The 22,938-nt window shown below is 69.9% G+C and carries 23 protein-coding genes, 4 tRNA genes and 1 pseudogene; 11 read left to right on the top strand and 17 right to left on the bottom strand.

Annotated features, from left to right (window positions below; genetic code table 11):
• The 12 genes from H9658_RS23150 to H9658_RS21060 all read right to left on the bottom strand — a co-directional run.
• On the bottom strand, positions 1-83 hold an 83-nt coding region (locus H9658_RS23150; RefSeq protein WP_042615313.1), incomplete at its 3' end, for a GTP-binding protein.
• Between the two features lie 45 nt (positions 84-128).
• Positions 129-204 (bottom strand) — tRNA-Thr (locus H9658_RS21110).
• Between the two features lie 30 nt (positions 205-234).
• Positions 235-308: transfer RNA gene (locus tag H9658_RS21105), tRNA-Gly, on the bottom strand.
• Between the two features lie 32 nt (positions 309-340).
• A tRNA-Tyr gene (locus tag H9658_RS21100) sits at positions 341-426 on the bottom strand.
• 168 nt (positions 427-594) lie between these two features.
• Positions 595-1,686 carry a redox-regulated ATPase YchF gene (gene ychF / locus H9658_RS21095; protein WP_191826827.1) on the bottom strand — a complete coding sequence of 364 codons (1,092 nt, stop codon included), beginning with the start codon at positions 1,684-1,686 and terminating at the stop codon, positions 595-597.
• Positions 1,687-1,766: 80 nt separating this feature from the next.
• Positions 1,767-2,348: an aminoacyl-tRNA hydrolase gene (gene pth, locus H9658_RS21090; protein ID WP_191826826.1), complete on the bottom strand. Its 582-nt coding sequence runs from the start codon at positions 2,346-2,348 to the stop codon at positions 1,767-1,769.
• 54 nt (positions 2,349-2,402) lie between these two features.
• Positions 2,403-3,050, bottom strand: coding sequence for a 50S ribosomal protein L25/general stress protein Ctc (locus H9658_RS21085; protein ID WP_191826825.1), 648 nt, complete (start codon positions 3,048-3,050; stop codon positions 2,403-2,405).
• Between the two features lie 168 nt (positions 3,051-3,218).
• Positions 3,219-4,178 (bottom strand): ribose-phosphate diphosphokinase, encoded by a 960-nt coding sequence (locus H9658_RS21080; RefSeq protein WP_179568115.1) that lies wholly within the window; start codon positions 4,176-4,178, stop codon positions 3,219-3,221.
• A 148-nt stretch (positions 4,179-4,326) separates the two neighbouring features.
• Positions 4,327-4,403, bottom strand: a tRNA-Gln gene (locus H9658_RS21075).
• A 14-nt stretch (positions 4,404-4,417) separates the two neighbouring features.
• Positions 4,418-5,281 carry a 4-(cytidine 5'-diphospho)-2-C-methyl-D-erythritol kinase gene (ispE, locus tag H9658_RS21070; RefSeq protein WP_191826824.1) on the bottom strand — a complete coding sequence of 288 codons (864 nt, stop codon included), beginning with the start codon at positions 5,279-5,281 and terminating at the stop codon, positions 4,418-4,420.
• Positions 5,278-5,931, bottom strand: a complete 654-nt coding sequence (gene lolB / locus H9658_RS21065) for a lipoprotein insertase outer membrane protein LolB (protein ID WP_191826823.1) — start codon at positions 5,929-5,931, stop codon at positions 5,278-5,280. The genes ispE and lolB overlap by 4 nt, the downstream gene beginning before the upstream one ends.
• Positions 5,928-7,625, bottom strand: a complete 1,698-nt coding sequence (locus tag H9658_RS21060) for a tetratricopeptide repeat protein (RefSeq protein ID WP_191826822.1) — start codon at positions 7,623-7,625, stop codon at positions 5,928-5,930. The genes lolB and H9658_RS21060 overlap by 4 nt, the downstream gene beginning before the upstream one ends.
• Positions 7,626-7,691: 66 nt before the next feature.
• Between H9658_RS21060 and hemA the strand changes: the two genes are divergently transcribed.
• The 7 genes and pseudogenes from hemA to ppk2 all read left to right on the top strand — a co-directional run bounded on the left by hemA (position 7,692) and on the right by ppk2 (position 14,412).
• Positions 7,692-8,975, top strand: coding sequence for a glutamyl-tRNA reductase (gene hemA / locus H9658_RS21055; RefSeq protein ID WP_191826821.1), 1,284 nt, complete (start codon positions 7,692-7,694; stop codon positions 8,973-8,975).
• Positions 8,953-10,038: a peptide chain release factor 1 gene (gene prfA, locus H9658_RS21050; RefSeq protein WP_191826820.1), complete on the top strand. Its 1,086-nt coding sequence runs from the start codon at positions 8,953-8,955 to the stop codon at positions 10,036-10,038. The genes hemA and prfA overlap by 23 nt, the downstream gene beginning before the upstream one ends.
• A 43-nt stretch (positions 10,039-10,081) precedes the next feature.
• A pseudogene (locus H9658_RS21045) lies at positions 10,082-11,788 on the top strand (O-linked N-acetylglucosamine transferase, SPINDLY family protein); the annotation flags it as partial.
• Positions 11,789-12,043: 255 nt separating this feature from the next.
• Complete coding sequence (locus H9658_RS21040) at positions 12,044-12,670, top strand: hypothetical protein (protein WP_225210159.1); 627 nt, start codon at positions 12,044-12,046, stop codon at positions 12,668-12,670.
• Between the two features lie 98 nt (positions 12,671-12,768).
• Positions 12,769-13,287 carry a molybdenum cofactor biosynthesis protein B gene (gene moaB / locus H9658_RS21035; RefSeq protein ID WP_053841088.1) on the top strand — a complete coding sequence of 173 codons (519 nt, stop codon included), beginning with the start codon at positions 12,769-12,771 and terminating at the stop codon, positions 13,285-13,287.
• Positions 13,288-13,300: 13 nt separating this feature from the next.
• Complete coding sequence (locus H9658_RS21030) at positions 13,301-13,639, top strand: helix-turn-helix domain-containing protein (RefSeq protein WP_191826818.1); 339 nt, start codon at positions 13,301-13,303, stop codon at positions 13,637-13,639.
• Complete coding sequence (gene ppk2 / locus H9658_RS21025; protein ID WP_191826817.1) at positions 13,636-14,412, top strand: polyphosphate kinase 2; 777 nt, start codon at positions 13,636-13,638, stop codon at positions 14,410-14,412. The genes H9658_RS21030 and ppk2 overlap by 4 nt, the downstream gene beginning before the upstream one ends.
• Positions 14,413-14,711: 299 nt before the next feature.
• Here ppk2 and H9658_RS21020 read toward each other — a convergent pair whose 3' ends face one another.
• From H9658_RS21020 to H9658_RS21005, 3 genes are read right to left on the bottom strand one after another with little or no spacing between them, the layout of a single operon-like run.
• Positions 14,712-14,978, bottom strand: coding sequence for an acylphosphatase (locus tag H9658_RS21020; RefSeq protein WP_191826816.1), 267 nt, complete (start codon positions 14,976-14,978; stop codon positions 14,712-14,714).
• Positions 14,978-15,613 (bottom strand): TlpA family protein disulfide reductase, encoded by a 636-nt coding sequence (locus H9658_RS21015; protein WP_406848149.1) that lies wholly within the window; start codon positions 15,611-15,613, stop codon positions 14,978-14,980. Before H9658_RS21015 ends, H9658_RS21020 begins: the two co-directional genes overlap by 1 nt.
• Positions 15,610-16,884 (bottom strand): YihY family inner membrane protein, encoded by a 1,275-nt coding sequence (locus H9658_RS21005; protein ID WP_191826815.1) that lies wholly within the window; start codon positions 16,882-16,884, stop codon positions 15,610-15,612. The genes H9658_RS21015 and H9658_RS21005 overlap by 4 nt, the downstream gene beginning before the upstream one ends.
• Positions 16,885-16,964: 80 nt before the next feature.
• Here H9658_RS21005 and wrbA point away from each other — a divergent pair, with 80 nt between their 5' ends.
• The 4 genes from wrbA (at position 16,965) to ybaK (ending at position 18,971) form a co-directional block, all read left to right on the top strand.
• Positions 16,965-17,561 carry an NAD(P)H:quinone oxidoreductase gene (wrbA, locus tag H9658_RS21000; protein ID WP_003472251.1) on the top strand — a complete coding sequence of 199 codons (597 nt, stop codon included), beginning with the start codon at positions 16,965-16,967 and terminating at the stop codon, positions 17,559-17,561.
• Positions 17,558-17,926, top strand: a complete 369-nt coding sequence (locus tag H9658_RS20995; RefSeq protein WP_191826814.1) for a DUF2069 domain-containing protein — start codon at positions 17,558-17,560, stop codon at positions 17,924-17,926. The genes wrbA and H9658_RS20995 overlap by 4 nt, the downstream gene beginning before the upstream one ends.
• A gap of 79 nt (positions 17,927-18,005) precedes the next feature.
• Complete coding sequence (locus tag H9658_RS20990) at positions 18,006-18,491, top strand: asparaginase domain-containing protein (RefSeq protein ID WP_179568138.1); 486 nt, start codon at positions 18,006-18,008, stop codon at positions 18,489-18,491.
• 6 nt (positions 18,492-18,497) lie between these two features.
• The gene (gene ybaK / locus H9658_RS20985) at positions 18,498-18,971 is read left to right on the top strand and encodes a Cys-tRNA(Pro) deacylase (RefSeq protein WP_191826813.1); all 474 of its coding nucleotides are present in this window, start codon (positions 18,498-18,500) and stop codon (positions 18,969-18,971) included.
• A 6-nt stretch (positions 18,972-18,977) separates the two neighbouring features.
• Here ybaK and H9658_RS20980 read toward each other — a convergent pair whose 3' ends face one another.
• Together H9658_RS20980 and H9658_RS20975 are read right to left on the bottom strand one after the other, a co-directional pair.
• Positions 18,978-20,681 carry a S8 family peptidase gene (locus tag H9658_RS20980; RefSeq protein WP_191826812.1) on the bottom strand — a complete coding sequence of 568 codons (1,704 nt, stop codon included), beginning with the start codon at positions 20,679-20,681 and terminating at the stop codon, positions 18,978-18,980.
• Between the two features lie 387 nt (positions 20,682-21,068).
• Positions 21,069-22,832 (bottom strand): S8 family peptidase, encoded by a 1,764-nt coding sequence (locus tag H9658_RS20975; protein WP_191826811.1) that lies wholly within the window; start codon positions 22,830-22,832, stop codon positions 21,069-21,071.
• Positions 22,833-22,938 lie beyond the last annotated feature (106 nt).

Raw genomic sequence — 22,938 nt, 5'->3', positions numbered from 1 at the left:
AGCGTGGTCTTGCCGTGGTCGACGTGACCGATGGTGCCGACGTTGACGTGCGGCTTGGTGCGCTCGAACTTACCCTTGGCCATGGCTGCTTCTTCTCGGTGATCGTAGAAAGATTTGGAGACTGAATATGGTGCTCACGAAAGGAATCGAACCTTCGACCTCCTCCTTACCAAGGAGGTGCTCTACCGACTGAGCTACGTGAGCGTAGTTCTATTGTGACACAAGCGCGTTCAATGGAGCGGGAGACGGGAATCGAACCCGCACCATCAGCTTGGAAGGCTGAGGTTCTACCGTTGAACTACTCCCGCTACGGGATGCCGCACTGCCACAACAAAAAAACTGGTGGAGGGAGGTGGATTCGAACCACCGAAGGCGTAAGCCAGCAGATTTACAGTCTGCCCCCGTTGGCCGCTTGGGTATCCCTCCAGCTACCCGTCCCGACCAGGCCGCAAGGCCGAAATCAGTCCGGGGTGAAACAGCCCGCTATTCTTCCCTGACATCCCTGCCTTGTCAACAGTATTTTGACGCGATGTCGCAGGAAACGCGCACCGCGCGCGCCGCGCCCGTGGCACGGCGCGAACGCGCGCATGCGGGTCAGACGTTGAAGCGGAAATGCAGCACGTCGCCTTCCTGCACGCGGTATTCCTTGCCCTCCAGGCGCAGCCGCCCGGCCTCGCGCGCGCCGGCTTCGCCCTTGTACTTGATGAAGTCGTCGTAGGCGATGGTTTCGGCGCGGATGAAGCCCTTCTCGAAATCGGTGTGGATCACCGCGGCGGCCTGCGGCGCGGTCGACCCGGCCTTCACCGTCCACGCGCGCACTTCCTTGACGCCGGCGGTGAAATAGGTCTGCAGCCCGAGCAGCGAGTACGCCGCGCGGATCACCCGGTTCAAGCCCGGCTCGGCCAGACCCAGGTCGGCCAGGAAGGTGTCGCGGTCGGCGTCGTCCAGCTGCGACAGCTCTTCCTCGATCGCCGCCGACACCGGCACCACCTCGGCCCCCTCGGTGGCGGCGCGCGCGCGCACCGCGTCCAGGTGCGGGTTGTTCTCGAAGCCGTCCTCGAGCACGTTGGCGATGTACATCACCGGCTTGAGCGTGAGCAGGAACAGGTCGCGCACCAGCGCCTTCTCCTCCTCGTCCAGGCCCGCGCTGCGCCCGGCCTTGCCGTCGGCCAGCGCGGCCTGCAGCTTGGCCAGGACCGGCTTGCGCGCGGCCGCGTCCTTGTCGCCGCCCTTGGCGCTGCGCTCGGCGCGGTTCAACGCCTTCTCGACGCTGTCCAGATCGGCCAGGGCCAGCTCGGTATCGATGGTCTCGATGTCCGAGATCGGATCGACCTTGTTGTTGACGTGGATGACGTCGGCGTTCTCGAAGCAACGCACCACGTGGGTGATCGCATCGACCTCGCGGATGTGCGCCAGGAACTTGTTGCCCAGACCCTCGCCGCTGGCCGCGCCGGCGACCAGGCCGGCGATGTCGACGAACTCAACCGCGGTCGGCACGACCTTCTGCGGATTGATGATCTTGGACAGCTCGCCCAGCCGCGGATCCGGCACCGGCACCACGCCGACGTTGGGCTCGATGGTGCAGAACGGGAAGTTGGCCGCAGCGATGCCCGCCTTGGTCAGCGCATTGAACAGAGTCGACTTGCCGACGTTGGGCAGGCCGACGATGCCGCATTTGATGCCCATGTTTGTAATCCGGGAATGGAGAATCGGGAATAGGGAATCGGAAAAGCATAGCCGCCTTTCCATTCCCCATTCCCCATTCCCTATTTCCCCTGCGTATGCAACCGCTTCATCGCCTCGTTGAAATCGCCCTGCACCGCCAGCGGCAGCACCGCGATGGCGTCGTCGATGGCGCGGTCGATCAGGATCTGGTCGTCCTTGCTCGCACGCCCCAGCACCCAGGGGACGACCTTGTCCTTGTGGCCGGGATGGCCGATGCCGATGCGCAGCCGATGGAAGCCGGCATGCCCGAGCAGGCGGATGGTGTCGCGCAAGCCGTTCTGCCCGCCATGGCCGCCGTCGAACTTGAGCCGCGCCGTGCCCGGCGCCAGATCCAGTTCGTCGTGCGCCAGCAGCGCCTGCGCCGGTTCGATCTTCCAGTAGCGCAACGCGGCGGTCACCGACTTGCCGCTGAGATTCATGAAGGTGGCCGGCTTCAGCAGCCACAGCGCCTGCCCGGCCACATCGACCTTGGCGGTTTCGCCGAACAGCTTGGCGTCCACGCTCCAGCGCGCGCCGGCCCGCTCGGCCAGATGTTCGACAAAACGAAACCCGGCGTTGTGCCGGGTGTTCGCGTGTTCGGCTCCGGGATTGCCCAGACCGACGATCAGACGCAGACCAGTCATGCCGCAGCATCGCCGCAGCGCCCGGACCCGATGGCCCGGGCGCTGCGCAGGCGATTACTTGCCGTCCTTCTTCGTCGGCTCGGCCGCGGCCGGAGCCTCGGTCGCTTCCGGCTCGGCCTCGATCTGGCCGTGCTTGGCGATGACCACCGCCACGTCGTGCTCCTTGCCCAGCTTCAGCTCGGGCAGCTCGACGCCGGCCGGCAGCTTCAGGTCGGACAGGTGGATCACGTCGCCGACGGACAGCGCGGACAGGTCGACTTCGACGAACTCCGGCAGGTCCTTCGGCAGGCACACGACCTGGATCTCGTTCAGCTCGTGGGTGACGACCACTTCGGCCGACTTGCCGGCCGGCGAGGTGTCCTCGTTGAGGAAGTGCAGCGGTACCGAAGCGTGCAGCGCCTCGTTGTCGTTCACGCGCTGGAAGTCGATGTGCATGATCAGCTGCTTGAACGGGTGGCGCTGCATATCGCGCAGCAGCACCTTCTGGATGTCGCCGTTCAGGCTCAGGCTCAGGATCGACGAATAGAACCAGTCGTTCTGGCTGGCGAGCCAGACTTCGTTGTGGTTGAGCTCGATGTTGACCGGCTTCAGTTCGCCACCGTAGACGATGGCGGGGATCAGGCCGTCGCGACGGAGGCGGCGGCTCGCACCCTTACCCTCGACCTCGCGGCGCTGAACCTTGATTTCATGTGTGGTTGCCATTTGCGTTTACTACCTTGGTTGAATGAACCGCCTCGCGGCGGTTTTGAGGACTCTTCCGCGACCAGAAGAGTCTGTGAAGCCGGGAGTGGGGAATCGGGAATGGGGAATCGGGCAAAGCGCGACACTGCGCCGTTGCGATTCCCTATTCCCGATTCCCCATTCCCAGCCTTAATCCACGTACAACGAACTCACCGACTCGCCGAAGGCGATGCGGCGGATGGTTTCGGCCAGCAGCTCGGCGACGCTGAGCTGGCGGATCTTGCTGCAGCCGCGCGCGGCGTCCGACAACGGAATCGTGTCGGTGACGACCAGCTCGTCGAGCTGCGAATTGCTGATGTTGCTGACCGCCGGGCCCGACAGCACCGGATGGGTGCAGTACGCGGCCACTTTCAGCGCGCCCTGCGCCTTCAGCGCGGCCGCCGCGGCGCACAGGGTGCCGGCGGTGTCGACGATGTCGTCGACCAGCACGCAGGTCTTGCCTTCGACGTCGCCGATGATGTTCATCACCGTGGACACGTTGGCGCGCGGGCGGCGCTTGTCGATGATCGCCAGGTCGGCGTCGTCCAGGCGCTTGGCCACGGCGCGGGCGCGGACCACGCCGCCCACGTCAGGCGACACCACGATCAGGTTGTCGGTGCCGTAGGCGCGCCAGATGTCGGCCAGCAGCAGCGGCGAGGCGTAGACGTTGTCGACCGGGATATCGAAGAAGCCCTGGATCTGGTCGGCGTGCAGGTCCACGGTCAGCACGCGGTCGGCATTGACCGCGGTGAACATCTTCGCCGCGACCTTGGCGGTGATCGGCACGCGCGAGGAACGCATGCGCCGGTCCTGCCGCGAGTAGCCGAAGTACGGCACCACCGCGGTGACGCTGGCGGCGCTGGCGCGCTTGAGCGCGTCGATCAGCACCAGCAGCTCCATCAGGTTTTCCGCGCTGGGCGCGCAGGTCGGCTGGATCACGAACACTTCCTGCCGGCGCACGTTCTCCTCGATCTCCACCTGCACTTCGCCATCGGAGAAGCGCGACACCATCGCCTTGCCGGGACGCACGCCCAGCTCCTTGCAGATGCTCTTGGCAAGCGGCTTGTTGGCATTGCCAGAGAACACCAGCAGGTTACGTTGATCTTGCATGAGGAGTGTCTCGGGCGGCGGCGGCGAAAGAACTGCGAAACGAAGAAACAGCATGAAACTTGTGAAAACCCAGGCGAAGAAGGCTTCTACCTGTTGAACCCCCGCACATGGATGTGCGGGCTCTTGCAGAAGGATCTGCAGACACAATTGGCAGGGGCGGTAGGATTCGAACCTACGAATGCCAGGATCAAAACCTGGTGCCTTGGGCCTCTTGGCGACGCCCCTGCATGAAACTGTTGCTATGCCTCCAGCGCATCGAGCAGCGGCGATCGGGTCACGCCGCCGGCCACCCAGGCGCGCAACCCGTCCGGCAAGGCCGCCAGCGCGCGCACGGCGGCAGCGCGATCGGCGAACTCGACGAAGCACCCGCTCCCCGACCCGGTAAGGCGCGGCGTGCCGATCTGCGCAAGCGCCTGGAACACGGCCTGGATGGCCGGTTCGCGGCGGAGCAGCACCGGCTCGAACGCATTGCCGAGCAGGAAACCTGAAACGAAGTCGGCCATTTTCGCGGGCGCAGCATCCCGCGTCAAATCCGGAGCCTGGAACAGCGCCGCGGTGGGCACGTGAACCGCCGGATCGGCCAGCACGTACCAGGCCGGCGGCAGGCGCAACGGGGTCAGCCGTTCGCCCACCCCTTCGGCCCAGGCATCGCGGCCGCGCACGAATACCGGCACGTCCGCGCCCAGCGTCAAACCCAGGCCGGCCAGCGCATCCTCGTCCAGTCCGGCGCCCCACAGCGCATTCAGCGCGACCAGCGCGGTCGCCGCGTCGGACGAGCCGCCACCGAAACCGCCACCTGCAGGAATGCGCTTTTCGACGCGGATGTCGACACCTTGAGCGATCTTGGCATGCGTTTGCAGCAGTCGCGCAGCCCGCACCAACAGGTCGTCGGCCTCGGCGACGCCTGCCACGGAGTCGCCGATCCGCGCCACCACGCCGTCGGCGCGCACACGCAGATGCACGGTGTCGCCCCAATCGAGCAGGCGGAAGACGGTCTGCAGTTCGTGATAGCCGTCGGCGCGGCGGCCGGTGATCTGCAGAAACAGGTTCAGCTTCGCCGGGGCCGGCCACGCCGACCAGCCGCCCTCTTCCACGGCGCTCATGGCGCGGCGAAGTCCCACTGGTCCAGCAACAGGCGCACCTTGGCGTCGCCGTTGCGCGCCTCGATGCGCCGCGGCAGGGCCGGACGGCCGTCGCTGGGCGGGTACCACTCCTGGAACTGGATCTCCCAGCCCATCTGCCGCAGCGTCTGCGGGCGCCCCTCGGCGTCGTAGCTCACCTGCTCGGGTGCGCCCACGTCCGCCGCGACCTGTCCGCGCACCCAATCCGGCAGCAGATTGACCGGAATCTCCCAACCGGTGGCCTCGAGCAGCAGCTGTTGCGCGTCATCGCCGGCGCGCGGACCGCCCTCCAGCCCTTCCAGACGGCCTCCCCCGCGCTGGCTGTCGCCGGTCAGGCGCCAGCTCTGCCGGGTCACCGGCGCGCTGAGCTCGATCCGGTACTGGCGCTGCTGCTGCGCCCAGTCGATGCGGCCGCTGCCGCCATTGCGGCCCTTGGTGATCGCCACCCGGCCCTGGAACGACCACTGCGGATGCGCCTGCAGCCATGCGCCGCGGGCCGCTTCGGCCTGGCGCGCGGCCTCGCCGAGCGGTGCGCTCGCGGCCGGCGGCGCCTGCCGCGGCGCCAGCGAAGTACACCCGGCCAGCACCAGCAGCGCCGTCAGCGCCCATGCCGCGCGCAACGCCGACCTCACGGCGCGACCTTTTCCATCGCCCGCTGCAGCGCGCGATTCTTCGGATCGAGCTTGCGCGCCTCGTCGAAGTATTTCGTGGCTTCGTCGCGCTTGCCCTGTTCCCACAGCACCTGGCCGATGTGCGCGGCGATCTCCGGATCCTTGAACAGGGTCCAGGCGCGGCGCAGCTGCACCAGCGCCTCCTGGGTCTTGCCCAACCGGTACAGCACCCAGCCGTAGCTGTCGATGATCGCGGCGTTGTCCGGATCGGCGGTACGCGCGCGATCGATCAACTGCAGCGCCTCGCGGTAGCGATGGGTGCGGTCGGCAAGGGTGTAGCCGAGCGCATTGAGCGCGGCCACGTTCTCCGGCTCGGTGACCAGGATCTTGCGCAGGTCGGCTTCGGCACGGTCGATGCGGTCGCGCCGCTCCCAGGCCAGGCCGCGCGCGTACAGCAGCGCGTTGTCGTCCGGATAGGCGGCCAGGCCGCGCTCGAACACCTGCAGTTCGCCGGCGTCGTCGCCGCTGCGCTGGCGCAATTCCGCCTCCAGCACGTAGGCGTCGCGGCGCGCGGCATCGTCGGCCTCGGCATCGTCCTGCAGCGCGCGCGCCTCGGCGAAGGCCGCATCCTTCTGCCCGAGTTCGTACAGCGCCCCGGCGGTGCGCAGCCGCGCTTCGTTGCGCAACGGGCCGGCCGGCACGCCGCGGTACCAGGTCACCGCTTCCTGATAGCGCTTCAGGAACTCGGCGATCTTGCCGAGCAGCAGGCGCCGCTCCGGATCCGGCTGCACGGTCTCCTTGCTCAGCTCCGCGTACAGCGCGCTCAGCGCCGCGTTGTCCTGCAGCTTGGCCAGCATCGAAGCGCGCAGGCCGTAGTTCTGGGTGTCCTGCGGACCGAGCGCCAGCACCCGCGCCGCCGCGGCGGTGTCGCCGATCGCGTCGTAGGCGTAGGCCAGCGCGCCGCGCAGTTCAGGATCGCGCGGCGCCTTGGGCTCCACGCCCTGCAGCAGCGCGCGCGCCTGCTCGGTCTTGCCGGCCTGTTGCAGCTGGGTGGCGTGCAGCAGGGCCACCCGCGGCTCCTCCGGGAAACGCTTGACCAGCTGATCGACGATGCGCTCGGCCAGCTTCGGCTGTTCCAGGCGCAGCGCCAGGCGCCCGAACTCCTGCCAGGCCTCGAGCTGGTCGGGGATGGCATTGGCGTCGAGCAGTTGGTCCAGCACCTTGGCCGCGACTTCCGGATCGCGGTTGCCGCTGACCAGCGCCACCAGCGCGTAGCGCCAGCCGCGCGCGTCCTTGTCGCGCAGCAGCGCCACCAGCAGACCGCGCGCCTGGCGCAGATTGCCGTTGCGCAGCGCCAGCGCCGCCTCGGCGCCGCGCATCGGCAGCGACTCCGGCGCGCGCTGACGCCACAGCGCAAGGGCCTGCGCCGCGGCCGCATTGTCGTTGGCGAGCATCGCGATACGGGTCGCACGCTCGGCCAGACCGGCATCGCCGGGCGCCTCGTTCGCCGCCTGCAGGTACCAGTGCGAGGCATCGGCCAGCTGCCCGGCCTGCAGCGCGAATTCGCCGGCCAGCACCGGCGTCAACGAAGACGCCGCGGCGCTCGGCGGCACCTTGGCGGCGGCCGTCGGCGCGGCGGCGGGGGCGCCGATGGCCGGCAAAGCGGCGAGCGCCGACAGCAATAGAACGATACGGATGCGAATCAATGCGGGCATCGGGGGCAACCGGGCCGTAAAATGGGGCCCTGAATGGCCAGCAGCTTATCGCAAGCAACTGAACAGATGACGTTGTGGGTGCTCGGATTGAACCACCAGACCGCGCCGGTCGACCTGCGCGAACGGGTGGCGTTCGCCGGCGATGCGCTGCCGCGCGCGCTGCAGTCGCTGCGCGCATTGCCCAACGTCGCCGAGGCCGCCCTGCTGTCCACCTGCAACCGCACCGAGCTGTACGCGATCGCCGACGACGCGCAGAGCCTGGCCGACTGGCTGGATTCGCACGCGGCCGGCCTGCACGGCTATCTGTACCAGCACCAGGATGCCGACGCGGTGCGGCATCTGTTCCGCGTCGCCACCGGACTGGACTCGATGGTGCTGGGCGAGCCGCAGATCCTAGGCCAGGTGAAAGACGCCTGGGCGCTGGCGCGCGAGCACGGGGCGATGGGCAACCGCCTGGACCGGCTGTTCCAGCAGACCTTCTCGGTGGCCAAGCGCGCGCGCACCGACACCCGGGTCGGCGCCAATCCGGTCTCGGTGGCCTCCACCGCGGTGCGCCTGGCGCAGAACTCCTTCGCCCGGCTCAGCGAATCGACGGTGCTGCTGGTCGGTGCCGGCGAGACCATCGAGCTGGCCGCCAAGCACCTCAGCGAAGGCCGCGTGCGGCGCCTGCTGATCGCCAACCGCACCCTCGCCCACGCCCAGGAGCTGGCCAGCCGGCATGGCGGCGTGGCGCTGCCGCTGAGCGAGCTGGAACGGCATCTGCAGGAAGCCGACGTGGTGTTCTCGGCCACCGCCGCGCGCGAGCCGGTGGTGACCCGGGCGCAGGTCGAGCAGGCGCTGCGCGCGCGCAAGCACAAGCCGATGCTGCTGTTCGATCTGGCCGTGCCGCGCGACATCGAGGCCGGCGTGGCCGAGCTGGCCGATGCCTATCTGTATACCGTGGACGACCTGGAACGCGCGGTCGAAGACAATCGTCGCGGCCGCCGCGAAGCGGCCGAGGCCGCCGAGACGATCATCGACCTGCAGGTGCTGCGCTACATCGAGACGCTGCAGGCCAGCACCCGCCAGGCGCCGCTCAAGCGCCTGCGCGCGCACGGCGACAGCACCCGCGACGACGTGCTGGCCAAGGCGCGGCAGCAGCTGGCCAACGGCAAGCCGGCCGACGAAGTGCTGGAATTCCTCGCCAATACCCTGACCAACCGCCTGCTGCATCCGCCCACCGCGGCGCTGCGCGAGGCGGCGCTGAGCGGCGATGCCGACCTGGCCCGCGCCGCCGAGCGCCTGTTCCCGGAAAAACCGGGCTATTTCCATCCCATTCTGAAGACCGATGACACCGACCCTGCGCCGTAAGCTGGAGGCGCTGGCCGAGCGTCGCGAAGAACTCGAACGCCTGCTGTCCGATCCCGAGGTGGTGAGCGACAACGCGCGCTTCCGCGACTACTCGCGCGAATTCGCGCAGCTGGAGCCGGTCGCCGCCGCACTGGCCGACGAGGCCGCGGCCTCGGCCGACCTGGCCGCGGCCGAGGCGATGCGCGGCGATCCGGAACTGCGCGAGCTGGCCGAAGAGGAGATCGCCGCCGCCCACGCGCGCCTGCTCGCGCTGGACGAACAGCTGGCGCTGCTGCTGGTGCCGCGCGATCCGCGCGACGACGGCAACCTGTTCCTGGAAGTGCGCGCCGGCACCGGCGGCGACGAGGCGGCGATCTTCGCCGGCGACCTGTTCCGCATGTACGCGCGTTACGCCGAGCGCCAGGGCTGGAAGGTGGAAGTCGAATCGGACAGTCCCGGCGAGCACGGCGGCTACAAGGAGATCGTGGCGCGCATCGTCGGCCGCGGCGCCTACTCCAAGCTCAAGTTCGAATCCGGCACGCACCGCGTGCAGCGGGTGCCGGCGACCGAATCGCAGGGCCGCATCCACACCTCGGCGGCGACGGTGGCGATCATCCCCGAAGCCGACGACGTGGAAGAGATCGCGATCAACCCGGCCGACCTGAAGGTGGATACGTTCCGTTCGTCCGGCGCCGGCGGCCAGCACGTCAACAAGACCGAGTCGGCGATCCGCATCACCCACGTGCCGAGCGGGGTGGTGGTCGAATGCCAGACCGAGCGCAGCCAGCACGCCAACCGCGACAAGGCGATGAAGCGGCTGAAGGCGCAGTTGCTCGACGCCGAGCGCAGCAAGCAGGCCGCGGCCGAGGCGCAGGACCGCAAGCTGCAGGTCGGCAGTGGCGACCGCAGCCAGCGCATCCGCACCTACAGCTTCCCGCAGGGCCGCATCACCGACCACCGGGTCGAAGGCCTGACCCTGTACGACCTGCCGAACGTGATCGAAGGCGACCTCGACGCGCTGATCGAGCGGCTGAGCCACGAGCACCAGGTCGACGAACTGGCGCGGCTGAGCGACAGCCCGTGAGCGTGCGCATGCGCCGCGCCGCTGCGCACGCGCCGGCCACCGCGCGCGCGTGAGCGGCAGCGCGCTGGACGCACTGCGCCAGCTGCAGGACGCGGTGCGCCGCGACCCGCAGGACTTCATCGCCTGGGTGATGCTGGCCGACGCCGAACTCGGCGCCGGGGCGATCGCCGCCGGCGAACAGGCCGCCCTGCGCGCGTTGCAGCTGCGCCCGACGCATCCGGAAGCCCTGGCACGGCTGGGCCGCGTCCGCTGGACCCAGGGCCGCCATGCCGAAGCCGCCGCCGCGTTGCGCCAGGCGCTGCAGCACGCGCCGCAACACCCGGGCATCGCCCTGTGGCTGGGCCATGCGCTGGAGGACAACGGCGAAGCCGAAGCCGCCGCGCAGGCCTATGCGCACGCGCATGCGCTGCTGCCGCAGGAACCGTCGATCGCCGCGCACCTGCTGAACTGGCGGCGCAAACTGTGCGATTGGCGCGCGCTGGATGCGCTGTCGCAGCAGGTCCGCGGCGCGGTACGCCAGGGCCATCCGGCGATCGAACCGTTCGCGTTCCTCAACGAGGACGCCACCGCCGCCGAGCAGCTGCACTGCGCGCGCAACCGTGCGCTCGCCTTGGCGCAGACGCTGGCGCCCTTGCCGGCGGCGACGCTGCGCCGCGCCGGCCCCTTGCAGGTCGGCTTCCTGTCCAACGGCTTCGGCGCGCATCCCACCGGGCTGCTGACCGTGGCCCTGTTCGAACGGCTGCGCGCGCACGCCGACCTGCGCGTGCAGCTGTTCGCATTGAACCGCGACGACGGCAGCGCGATCCGCACGCGCCTGCGCGCCGCGGCGCACGCCTGGCACGACGTCGCCGGACAGCCGCACCGGGCGATCGCGCAAGGCATTCGCGCTGCCGGCATCGACATCCTGTTCGACCTGCGCGGCTGGGGCGGCGGCGGTGCGCCGGAAGTGCTGGCACTGCGTCCGGCACCGCTGCAGATCAACTGGCTGGCCTACCCGGGCACGTCCGGCGCGCCGTGGATCGACTACGTCATCGGCGATGCGTTCGCGCTGCCCGATGCGCTGGCCGCGCACTACAGCGAGCGCGTGCTGCGCCTGCCGCGCGCGTTCCAGCCCTCGGACGACAGCCGCCACGTCGGCGCGCCACCGTCGCGCCGCGACTGCGGGCTGCCCGAGCACGGCACGGTGTTCTGCTGCTTCAACAACAGCTACAAGCTGACCCCGCGCAGCATGGCGCGCATGCTCGCGGTGCTGCGCCAGGTGCCGGACAGCGTGCTGTGGCTGCTGTCCGGGCCCGGCCAGGCCGATGCGCGGCTGCGCGATGTCGCGCGCCGTGCCGAAGTGGATCCGGCGCGGCTGCGCTTCATGCCCAAGCTGGCGCATGCCGACTACCTGGCCCGCTACCGGCATGCCGATCTGTTCCTGGACACGCATCCGTACAACGCGCACACCACCGCCTCCGACGCGCTGTGGGCCGGCTGCCCGCTGCTGACCTGCCCCGGCGCGACCTTCGCCGCACGCGTGGCCGGCAGTCTCAACCACCACATGGGCATGGACGAGATGAACGTGGCCGACGACGCCGCGTTCATCGCCAAAGCCGTGCAGCTGGGCCGCGATCCGGCGGCGCTGCGCGACACGCTGCAGCAGCGCCGCGCCAGCGCCGGCCTGTTCGACATGCAAGGCTTCGCTGCGGACTTCGCCGACGTGTTGCGCGATACCGCGCGCCAGCACGGCTGGAGCGGGCCGCAGTAGCTCGCCAATCGCCCGGCCGCGGCGTCACCGACACCTGGCGCGCGGGAACGGATGCGTTCGCAGCCAGACCGAACCTCCCGACAGGTTGCCGGCAGCGGCGATCCTGCTTCCTCAACGCAGCGCGAGCGGCAGCCGACCGCGGCTGACGACACCTACATCGCCGCACGCTGCCGAAGCGCCCCCATGCACGAACGCGCTTGACCTGAAGTTCGGTTGAGGTTCGACACTGCGCGCCTTCCGTTCGCGCACGCCCCGATGCCGTCACGCCTGTCGCCCGACCTCACCTCCCCGCACGCACGCAGCGTACTGGTCGCCCACGCCTCGGCACCGGTCTGCGCGACGCTGCTCGCACGCTTGCACGCCAACCCCGGCGGCGGCCTGCATGCCCTGGCCTGGCTGGAATCGCTGAGCGCCGCGCCAGATCTGCTGTACGCACAATGCTGCGGCGACGACACCACCCAGCTCGGCCGCAGCCTGCACTCGCGCGCGCCGGCGCCGCGACTGACGCTGCACCGTTACCGGCGCATCCGCAGCGGGGTGTCCGATCCGCAGCGCGCGCCCGGCTGCGTCGTGGTGACCAGACTGGCGACCCGCGATGCCGCGCAGGCGCAGCTCCACGCCAGCGCGGCGTTCGCTGCGCTGCAAAACGGCGCGCACGCGCTGCGCGGCTTGATCGCCTCGCACCTGCACCTGTCCGACGACGGCCTCAGCCTGCTCGACTACGCCGAATGGAGCAGCGCCGACGCGCAGCGTCGCGCCTTGCAGCGCGAACCCGAGCGCCTGCCCCTGGCGTCCCATCCCGCGGCCAGCGTGAGCCGTTACCGGCCGCGCGCGCTGACCCTGCCCGGCACCCCGGCGCAGCCCGCGCACGCAACCGCCTGAACCGGCATCGCCCTGCTTCTGCGACGGCGCCTGTACGGACGCCGCCGATGCGCGCCGGCAGGCTATACGCCGACCGGGCGAGCCGCTAGGCTTCGGGCATGAGCGCCAAAGCCGATTTCATCGCGTTGAACCTGTGCGTACTGACCGTCTCGGACACGCGCAGCCTGGCCGAAGACAGTTCCGGCGACTACCTGGTGTCGGTGCTCGGCGAGGCCGGCCACCGCCTGTACGCGCGCGAGCTGCTGCCCGACGACCGCTACCGGATGCGCGCGGTGGTTTCGGCGTGGATCGCCGACCCGCAGGTCGACGGCATCCTGGTCACCGGCGGCACCGGCTTCACCGGCCGCGACTCCACCCCCGAGGCGCTGCTGCCACTGCTGGACAAGCAGATGCCCGGCTTCGGCGAACTGTTCCGCGCGATCAGCTTCGAGGAGATCGGCACCTCCTCGCTGCAGTCGCGCGCCTTCGCCGGCCTGGCCAACGCCACCTTCGTGTTCTGCCTGCCCGGCTCGACCTCGGCCTGCCGCACCGCCTGGGAAAGGATCGTCGCCGCGCAGCTCGACGCGCGCACCCGGCCATGCAACCTGGCCACGCTGCGCCCACGCCTGAAGGAATGACCTGGAACCGCGCATGCCCTTGGACACCACCTTGCGCCTGCTGGCCAAAGCCAGCGGCATGACCGCCGCGGACATCGCTGCCGCCATCCCGCGCGCCGGCGCCGCCACGGTCAAGGCCTGGCTGACCGGCGAGAAGATGCCCGGCCGCGACCAGCTCAATGCGTTGGCGCGCGCCTTCGGCGTTCCCGCGGGCGCGCTGCTCGGCGAACTGGCCAGCCAGCTCGACCCGGCCCGCACCCGCGGCGAACACGACCTATTGCAGGCCTATCGCACGCTCGACAGCCGCCAGCAGGGCGCGCTGCTGGAAGTGGCGCGCAGCATGGCCGGCACCCGCACGAGACGCAGCAAATGAGCAAACTCAAGCGCAAGCAGTACCAGGCATTGATGCAACCGCTGCAACTGGAGCTGACGGCGCTGGCGCAAGCGCTGCAGCACAGCGGCGAACGCATGCTGGTGCTGTTCGAAGGCCGCGACACCGCCGGCAAGGGCGGCGCGATCCAGGCCATCGCCGAACATCTGAATCCGCGCCAATGCCGGGTGGTGGCGCTGCCCAAGCCGACCGACCGCGAAAGCACGCAGTGGTATTTCCAGCGCTACGCCACGCATCTGCCGGCCGCTGGCGAAATGGTGCTGATGGACCGCAGTTGGTACAACCGCGCCGGGGTGGAGCGGGTCATGGGCTATTGCAGCGACGCGCAATACCAGGCCTTCCTGCGCCAGGCGCCGCTGTTCGAGCAATTGCTGGTCGACGACGGCATCCGCCTGTTCAAGTACTGGTTGTGCGTGGACCAGGACCAGCAGGAGAAGCGCTTCGCCGAACGCCTGCACGATCCGCTGAAGGGCTGGAAGCTGTCGCCGGTGGACCTGCAGTCGCGCGCCCAGTACGCCGACTACACCCGCGCCCGCGAGGCGATGCTGGACGCCACCCACCGCGACCAGGCGCCGTGGACGCTGGTCGACTTCAACGACCAGAAGCGCGGCCGCCTGACCCTGATCCGGCATCTGCTCGACCAGTTGCCCGACACCCCGCTGCAGGAGCCGGAACTGGAACTGCCGCCGCTGAAGCACAAACCGCGCAAGGAAAAGTTCGGCGTGTTGCAGCCGATCGCGTCGTATCCGGTTTGAGGCCGGGATTGGGGATTGGGGATTGGGGACTCGGAACTCGGGACTCGGGACTCGGGACTCGGGACTCGGGACTCGGGACTCGGGACTCGATGATGCGGTCCGCGCCCGACGGCGCAATGGCCTCCTGTAGGAGCGGCTTCAGCCGCGACAGGACGCGTCCGCAACGACGCGACCGGATTCAGACGCCTTCTGCAGCGACCGGCGGTGGTGTGGGAGGGGCTTCAGTCCCGACGCGCTACCGGTAAGGCCTCGTCGGGACTGAAGCCCCTCCCCCGCGAGCCGCCAAGATTTCCGCGATGTCACCCGATCGCGAAGCCCGCCGCCACCGGCTCCGGGCACGGCTCGCGCAGCACCTGCTCGACCCGCGCTGCCGGCGGGCCGTGCCGCAGCCATTCGGCCAGCGCCTCCAGCGCCGCGGCCTCGCCTGCTGCAATGACCTCCACGCTTCCGTCGGCCAGGTTCCGCGCGTGCCCATCCAGCCCCAGCGCCAGCGCGCGTTCGCGGGTGGAGGCGCGGAAATACACGCCCTGCACCCGGCCGGAGACCAGGAAGCGGGCGGCCGCCATCAACCGGCGGCCTTCGCCTGGCCGGCGACCTTGCCGCCGGCCGCGGCGATCGCCGCCTCGATGTCGTGCGCATTGACCGGACCCAGGAACTGCTTGGCGACCTTGCCGTCCGGGGCGATCAGGTAGGTCATCGGCAACCCGCGCGGGGTCGCGAAATCGGCCGGCGGCGCATAGGTGTCGAGGATCGCCACCGGGTAGGCCACCGGGTGTTCCTTCAGGAACGCCTGCATCTCCGCCGGCTCGATGTCCTCGTAGGCCAGGCCCACCACTTCGATGTTGTCGCGCATCACGTGCAACGCCGACAGCTCCGGCATTTCCTTCAGACACGGCGCGCACCAGGTGGCCCAGAAATTCACCACCACCCACTGCCCGCGATGCGCGGCCAGGTCGTACTCGCTGCCGTCCACCGCCTTCACCTTCAGCGTCGGCTGCGGCCGGGTTTCCTGCACCACGTTCGCTCCTTCGCCAGCGGCGGGCGCGGTCGGCGCAGCGGGCGCGGCAGGTGCCGGTGGGGCGGCGGGAGCCGCAGGCGCCGGCGCGCCCGGCGCGGCGCCGTCGGCGGGCGAAGGATGCCGATCGCAGCCTGCCAGCAGCGCGGCAGCGGCGAACAACGGGAACAGGATGCGCAGGGTCATGCGAGGTCTCCGATATCGGTGTAAAGGTCGCCGACGCGCCGTTTCAGCACGTCGCGCAGCGGCATGCGCAATTCGTCCAGCGCGCGCCACGCCGCCTGCCCCAGCGCGTCGTCGCGGCACGGCAGGTAGGCTTCGGCGATCGGGATGCGCAGCTGGCAGTTTTCGTAGAGTTCGGTCAGCGGCACGTCGGCCAGGTCGCGCGCCAGCAGCCATTCGCCATGCTCGGCACGGCTGAGCAGGCGGCTGCGCTCCAGTTCGCACAGCAGTTCCTGCACCAGCGAATCGGTCAGCATCGGCTCCAGCTGCAGGATCTGATCCTCGTGCAGGCCGTGGCCGTCCTTGCGCGCCTGCGCGAAGCGCCCGAGCAGGCGCAGCAAGCCGTAGATCTCGTAGCCGGCCGGCAGCCGCATCGACGCCGGCTGGTAGCGGAAGGCGGCGATCGAGGATGCCAGCGAGGCGCCGAGCAGGATCCCGATCCAGCTCAGGTAGGTCCACAGCAGGAAGATCGGCACGAATGCGACCGTGCCGTAGATGCGCTGGTAGGACTGGAAGCTGCCCAGGTACAGGCTCAGCCCCCACTTCACCAGTTCCAGCAGGGCCACCGCCAGCAGCGCGCCGGGCACCGCGTGGCGCAGCTTGACCGTGTGGTGCGGCACCACCCGGTACACCAGGGTGATGCAGATGAATTCGATCAGCACCGGGGCCAGGCCCAGCGCCATCTGCGCCAGCAGCCGGCCCTCGCTGGTGCGGAACAGCGGCAGCGCGAAGAACCGCGCCGACGCCGCCAGCGACGCCGCGGCCAGCAGCGCCCCCAGGGTCAGCACCGTCCAGTACACCAGGAAGCGGGTCAGCCGCGGCCGCGCCGAGACCACCCGCCAGATCCGGTTGAAGGTCTGCTCGACGCTGTTCAAGGTGATCAGCAGCGACACCATCAGCGCGATGGTGCCGGCGCTGGTCAGCTGCCCGGCGCTGGCCGAGAACTGGCGCAGATAGGCCTCCACCGAGCGCGCCGCGGCCGGCACGAAGTTGGAGAAGATGTAGTCGCTGAGCTGGTCGCTCCAGCGGTCGAACACCGGGAACGCCGACAGTACGCCGAACACCACCATCGCCAGCGGCACCAGCGCGAAGATCGTGGTGTAGGCCAGCGAGGCGGCGGCCTGGAACAGGCGGTCGTCGAGGAAGCGCCGCCACAGGAACCCGGCGAAGCTGCGCATCCGCGCGCGGTCGCGCACCCGCTCCGTCCAGAGATTGACCGTGTCCAAAGGCTGCATCGGGCAAGGGTACCCGATGCGCACGGATGCCGGCATCGCCGATACTGGCGGCCGTTCTGGTGCAAGCAAGCGAGGGCCGCATGGCCGAGATCCTGGTCCTGTACTACAGCCGTGGCGGTTCGGTGGCGCGCCTGGCGCGGCAGATCGCGCGCGGCGTCGGCGAAGTGCCCGGCATGGCCGCGCGCCTGCGCACGGTGCCGCCGGTGGCCGCGGTCACCCAGGCCAGCGCGCCGCCGGTGCCCGACAGCGGCGCGCCGTACGTGGACGCCAGCGACCTGCGCGACTGCGTCGGTCTTGCGCTGGGCAGTCCGACCCGCTTCGGCAACATGGCCGCGCCGGTCAAGCATTTCATCGACGGGCTCGGCGCCGAATGGGCCAGCGCCACCCTCGCCGGCAAGCCGGCGGCAGTGTTCACCTCCACCGCCTCGCTGCACGGCGGCCAGGAAGCCACGCTGCTGTCGATGCACCTGCCGTTGCTGCACCACGGCTGCGTGATCGTCGGCATTCCCTACACCGAGCCGTTGCTCAGCAGCACGCGCAGCGGCGGCACCCCGTACGGCGCCAGCCACGTCGCCGGCGCCGACGACGATCCGCAACCCAGCGAGGAAGAAGCGCAGCTGGCGCGCGCGCTGGGCCGGCGCCTGGCCGGCATCGCGCAACGCCTGGCGGCGCCATGAGCACCACCCGCCTGCGTCATGCGTTGGCAGCCACGCTGCTGGTGCTGGCGCTGTTGTACGCGGCCTGGTTCCACGACGACCGCCACCGTCTCGCCGCGCTGCTGGTGTTCGCGCTGCCGCCGCTGCTGCTGGCGATCGGCGTGCTGCGCGGCTCGGCGGTGGCGCGCTTCTGGGCCGGCGTGTTCGGGCTGTTCTGGTTCAGCCACGGGGTGATGGCCGCCTGGAGCCATCCGCCGCAGCGCGCCTACGCCTGGGCCGAACTGCTGCTGGCGCTGCTGGCGATCGGCCTGTCCAGCGCGCCGGGACTGCGCGCGCGTTTCGCCCGCAAGCGCGGCCCCAAGCCGCCCGGCCACGACACGCCCTGAGCGGCCGCCGCCGGCCTGCCGGTATCATGGCGGCCTTGCGCGACCGCGGCCGCGCCCCGTCATGCTCTAGGAACCGGCAATGGAAGAACTCCTGATCGTCACCACCGGCGGCACGATCGACAAGATCTATTTCGACGACAAGTCCGACTACCAGATCGGCGATCCGCAGATCGGCCAGATCCTCAAGGAACTGGGCGTGACCTTCCGCTTCACCGTGATCCCGATCATCCGCAAGGACTCGCTGCACATCACCGACGAGGACCGCGAGCTGATCCGCGCCACCGTCGCCGCGCAGTCCGCGCGCCACGTGCTGCTCACCCACGGCACCGACTCGATGGTGCAGACCGGCAAGGTGCTGCAGACGATCCCGGACAAGACCATCGTGATGACCGGCGCGCTGAACCCGGCGCGGTTCCGCGGCTCCGATGCCGAATTCAACATCGGTTGCGCGGTCGGCGCGGTGCAGTCGCTGCCGGCCGGGGTCTACATCGCCATGAACGGGCAGATCTGGGATCCGCAGAAGGTGCGCAAGAACGTGGCCGCGAACCGCTTCGAGCCCGTCTGAGCCGCGATGTCCAAAGCCACCCGCGCAACCAGGGCATTGGACGCGACCGGCGTCGCCTATCGCCTGCATCCCTACGATTACGAGGCCGAAGCCGGCGCCAAGGGCCTGCAGGCGGCGCAGGCGCTCGGCCTGCCGCCGGCACGGGTGTTGAAGAGCCTGATGGCGTGGATCGACCAAAACGCCGTGTGCGTGGTTGTGCCTTCCGATCGCCGCGTGCAGCTGAAGAAGCTCGCCGCAGCCGGCGCCGGCAAATCGGCACGGATGATGGAAGTGGCCGAGGCCGAGCGCCGCACCGGCTACAAGGTCGGCGGGATCAGTCCGCTGGGCCAGCAGCGGCCGGCGCCGGTGCTGGTCGAGCAATCGGCGCTGGCCCCGGGCAGCGTGTGGTTCAACGCCGGGCAGCGCGGCTTGCTGCTGGAAATCGACGCCGAGCGCCTGCTTGACGTATTGCAGGCGCGCGCGTACGACCTATGCGAGTGAGGTTCCCTAGTAACTGGCGGTCACGCCTACCCCGGCCACCGCGGTCACCGCCTTCACCCGCACGTAGTAGGTCCCGGCAGGCAGGTTGAGCGTGCAGCTCTCGGCATTGGCCGTCGCGATCGACCTGCAGCCGTAGACGGTGTCGGTCGGCAGGCCGCCACCGCGCAGATACAGGTCGGCGTTGCCGGTACCGCCGGCCAGGGCCAGCTTCAGCCAGGGCGTGCCGGCCGGCACGGTGACCTGGTAGTACAGCGAAGTCCCCGCCTTGAGCGCCAGGCTGCCCAGCGGCACGCCGCGGACCAGGGTCTGCGCCTTCAGCGTCGCCGCCACCGCCGCGCCGGCATTGACCAGGCCCGCGCCGCAACCCAGCGTGCAGACCACCGGCAATGCACTGGCGGTCGCCTTCAAGCGCGCCTCCAGTTCCGCCGGGGTCAGCGGGTTCAGCGCTGCCGACAGCACCAGGGCGGCCACGCCGGCCACATGCGGCGCCGCCATCGAGGTGCCGCTATAGGATGCGTAGCCGGCCGCGGCCGGCGCCAGGGTGCCAGTGTTGAGCGTGGACAGGATGCCCTGTCCTGGAGCGGCGACATCCACGCCGGCGCCATAGTTGGAGAAGCTGGCGCGCGCGCCGGCGGAGGTGGTCGCGGCCACCGCGATCACGTTCGGGCAGTTGGCCGGCACGCTGCCGGCGACGTTGCCGTTGCTGTTGCCGGCAGCCACCACCACGCTGGTGCCGCGCGCCACGGCGGCGGCGATGGCATTGGCCATCGTCGCCGAACAGGTGCCGCTGGCGCCCAGCGACAGGTTGATCACCTGCGCCGGGGTTGGATTGGCGGGAACGCCGGCGACGCTGCCGCCCGACGCCCAGACGATGGCATCGGCGACATCGGACAGGTAACCGCCGCACTTGCCCAGCGCGCGCACCGGCAGGACCTTGGCATTGAACGCAGTGCCGGCCACGCCGGCGGCGTTGTTGCTGACCGCGGCGATGGTGCCGGTGACGTGGGTGCCATGCCAGCTGGAGGATGCGCCGGGCGTGCCGGCACCGCAGGTATTGGCCGGATAGCCGTCGCCCGGATCGGCCGCATTGGCATCGCGGCCGCCGCCGTCGCCGGCGACCAGCGGGGCGCTGATGAAGTCGTAACCTGGCAGCACGTTCGCGGCCAGGTCCGGATGCGCGGTGATGCCGGTGTCGATCACCGCCACCACGACGCCCTTGCCACTGGCCACGTCCCAGGCGGGGCGCACGTTGATCGCTGCCGAGGTGGTGCCGAACGCCCACTGCTGTGACAGGCCGGGGTCGTTCGGGACCAGCGTCGGCCGCAACAGCAGGTCGACCTCCACGCTCTTCACCGCCGGATCGGCGGCCAGGCGGCGCATCAGCGTCTCGGCCTCGACCCGGTCCAGCGCGCGATCGGCACCGACCACATCGGCGCCGGTCGCCAGGCGCCGCAGCGAGGCCAGGCCGAGCGCGCGGCCGCGCCGCGCCGGCAGGATGCGTGCCGCGTCCGCCAGCGGTGCCGTGCGCGCCGACAGCGCGGGACGAGCGCCGTCGCGGTAGGTGACGATGAAACGCTGCGGATTCGGCGTCGAGGCCAGGCCCTGCAGACCGATCTCGCCGGCGGCGGCAGCGCTTGCGCAGGCCGCCAGCGACAGGATGGAGACGATCGCAGCGCAGCGGGCACGGCGAGACATTGCATGCTTGGACATCGGACTTCCCCCCCTGTGGCGCATGGCGCAGTCGGCCGTGCCTGGCGCTGGGCGGACGCCGCCAAGCGCGCTTGGGCCGCGACGGCATCGCCGCCGCAGCCGGTGAAGACGGTCCTGCATCCTCCATATCGGCGCTGGCTGCAGCCGGCGCAGGGAAACCTGCTGCCAATGTGTCGATCTGTGACAGCAGGCCACCCGTGTTGCGGACTGCAGAAGCAGATCTCCGCGCAGCGGCGATGGCGACGGACGCCGCGCAACAAAAAACCCCGCGCCGGGGCGCGGGGCTGTCGTATCTGCAGCGTCCAGGGCGTCCTGCCCTGCCGATCCGTTCGGCATTCGCGGCGTACGCGGCGCCGCCGTCCAGGCGAGCGCCGCGCCGCGTGCGGATCAGTAGTTCGCGGTCAGGGTGACGCCCGAGAACGTGCTGTACGCCTTGAGCCGCACGTAGTAGGTGCCGGCGCTGGGCGCGTTGAAGGTGCAGGTCTCGTTGTTGCCGTTGAGATACGGGCGGCACCCATAGGTGCTGTCGGTCGGCGCGCTGCCCAGGCGTACGTACAGGTCGGCATCGCCACTGCCGCCGGAGATGGTGACGGTCAGCGAACTGACGCCGGACGGCACCGTCACGGTGTAGTTCAGCTCCGAGCCGCTGCTGGCGCCGAGCCCGGTGACCGGCACGCCGTCCTGCAGCGTGTTGCCGGTGGGGGGCGTGGTGGTGCCGCCGCCCAGCGCAGCGGTCACCGCGGCATTGGCGTCGAGCAGGCCGGCACCGCAGCCCTGCGAGCAGGAGAAGCTGGCCGCGGTGCTCTTGATGGTGCTCTCCACCTGCGCCGGGGTCAGCGGGGACGGCGCGACCGACTGCATCAGCGCGACCACGCCGGCCACGTGCGGCGTCGCCATCGAGGTGCCGTTGTAGGACGCGTAGCTGGCATTGCCCGGGGTGGTGGTGCCGTCGTTGAGCGTGGACAGGATGCTCGAGCCCGGCGCGGAGATGTCGATGCCGGTGCCGTAGTTCGAGTAGCTGGCCTTGGCGCGCGAGGAGGTGGTCGCGGCCACCGCGATCACGTTGGCGCAGTTCGCCGGTACCGAGCCGGAGACGTTGGCGGCGCTGTTGCCGGCCGCCACCACCACGGTGGTGCCGCGGCCGACCGCACCGTTGATCGCGTTCTGGTAGGTGGTCGAGCAGGTGCCGCTGCCGCCCAGCGACATGTTGATCACTTCGGCCGGGGTGGTGTTGGCCGGCACGCCGCTGACGGTACCGCCGGAGGCCCAGGTGATCGCGTCGGCGATGTCGGAGGTGTAGCCGCCGCACTTGCCGAGCACGCGCACCGGCAGGATCTTGGCATTGAACGCGGTACCGGCCACGCCGGTGCTGTTGTTGGTCACCGCGGCGATGGTGCCGGCCACGTGGGTGCCGTGCCAGCTGGAATTGGACGCCGGCGAACCGGAGTAGCACTCGTTGGCCGCGGCCCAGTCGCCTTCGTCGGCCGGGTTGCTGTCGCGGCCGTTGCCGTCGCGCGCGTCGGCGGCGACGCTGATGAAATCGTAGCCCGGCAGGACGTTGGCGTTGAGATCGGGATGGCTGGTGATGCCGGTATCGATCACCGCCACGACCACGCCGTTGCCGGTGGCCTGGTCCCAGGCCGGACGCACGTTGATGCCGGCGGTGGTGGTGCCGAAGGCCCACTGGTTGGACAGGCTGGGATCGTTCGGGGTCAGCGCGATGGTCATGCGCTGGTCGACTTCGACGTACTCGACATTGGGATCGGCGGCCAGCTGTCGCATCAGCGTCTCGGCCTCGGCGTGGTCGAGCGGTCGGTTGGACTGGATCACTTCCGGGCCGACCGCCAGGCGGCGCAGGCTGGTCAGCCCCAGCGCGCGGCCGTTCTTGGCCGGCATCGCCGCGGCGACCGACTGCAGCGTCGCGCGCAGCGAGGCCGAGGTGGCGGCGGCGGACGTGCTGGCGACGCCGACGAGGGCGGCATCGCGGGTCTTGACGATGAAACGTTGCACGGTCGGCTCGGCGTTCAGGCCGGAGAGGTTGACGTCGCCGGCGAATGCCGGGGTCGCCAGCAACAGCGAAGTCAATGCGGACGCTCCCAGCACGATCAGCCAAGGACGCTGGCGCGAACCACGTTGCGAAATTTCGGACATTCGGAACTTCCTTTTCGTTGATTGCCACCTGACGGCGATTTTTCGCGCTGCGGAGGCCTAAACAGGCACTGAATCCGAGTGCAGCGCGACTCCCAGGCCGGCCCCC

This window comes from Xanthomonas bonasiae (assembly GCF_014836395.1).
Classification (GTDB): Bacteria; Pseudomonadota; Gammaproteobacteria; order Xanthomonadales; family Xanthomonadaceae; genus Xanthomonas_A; species Xanthomonas_A bonasiae.
Note: the sequence above shows the minus strand (reverse complement) of the source record. Positions and strands in the feature narration are given on the sequence as shown.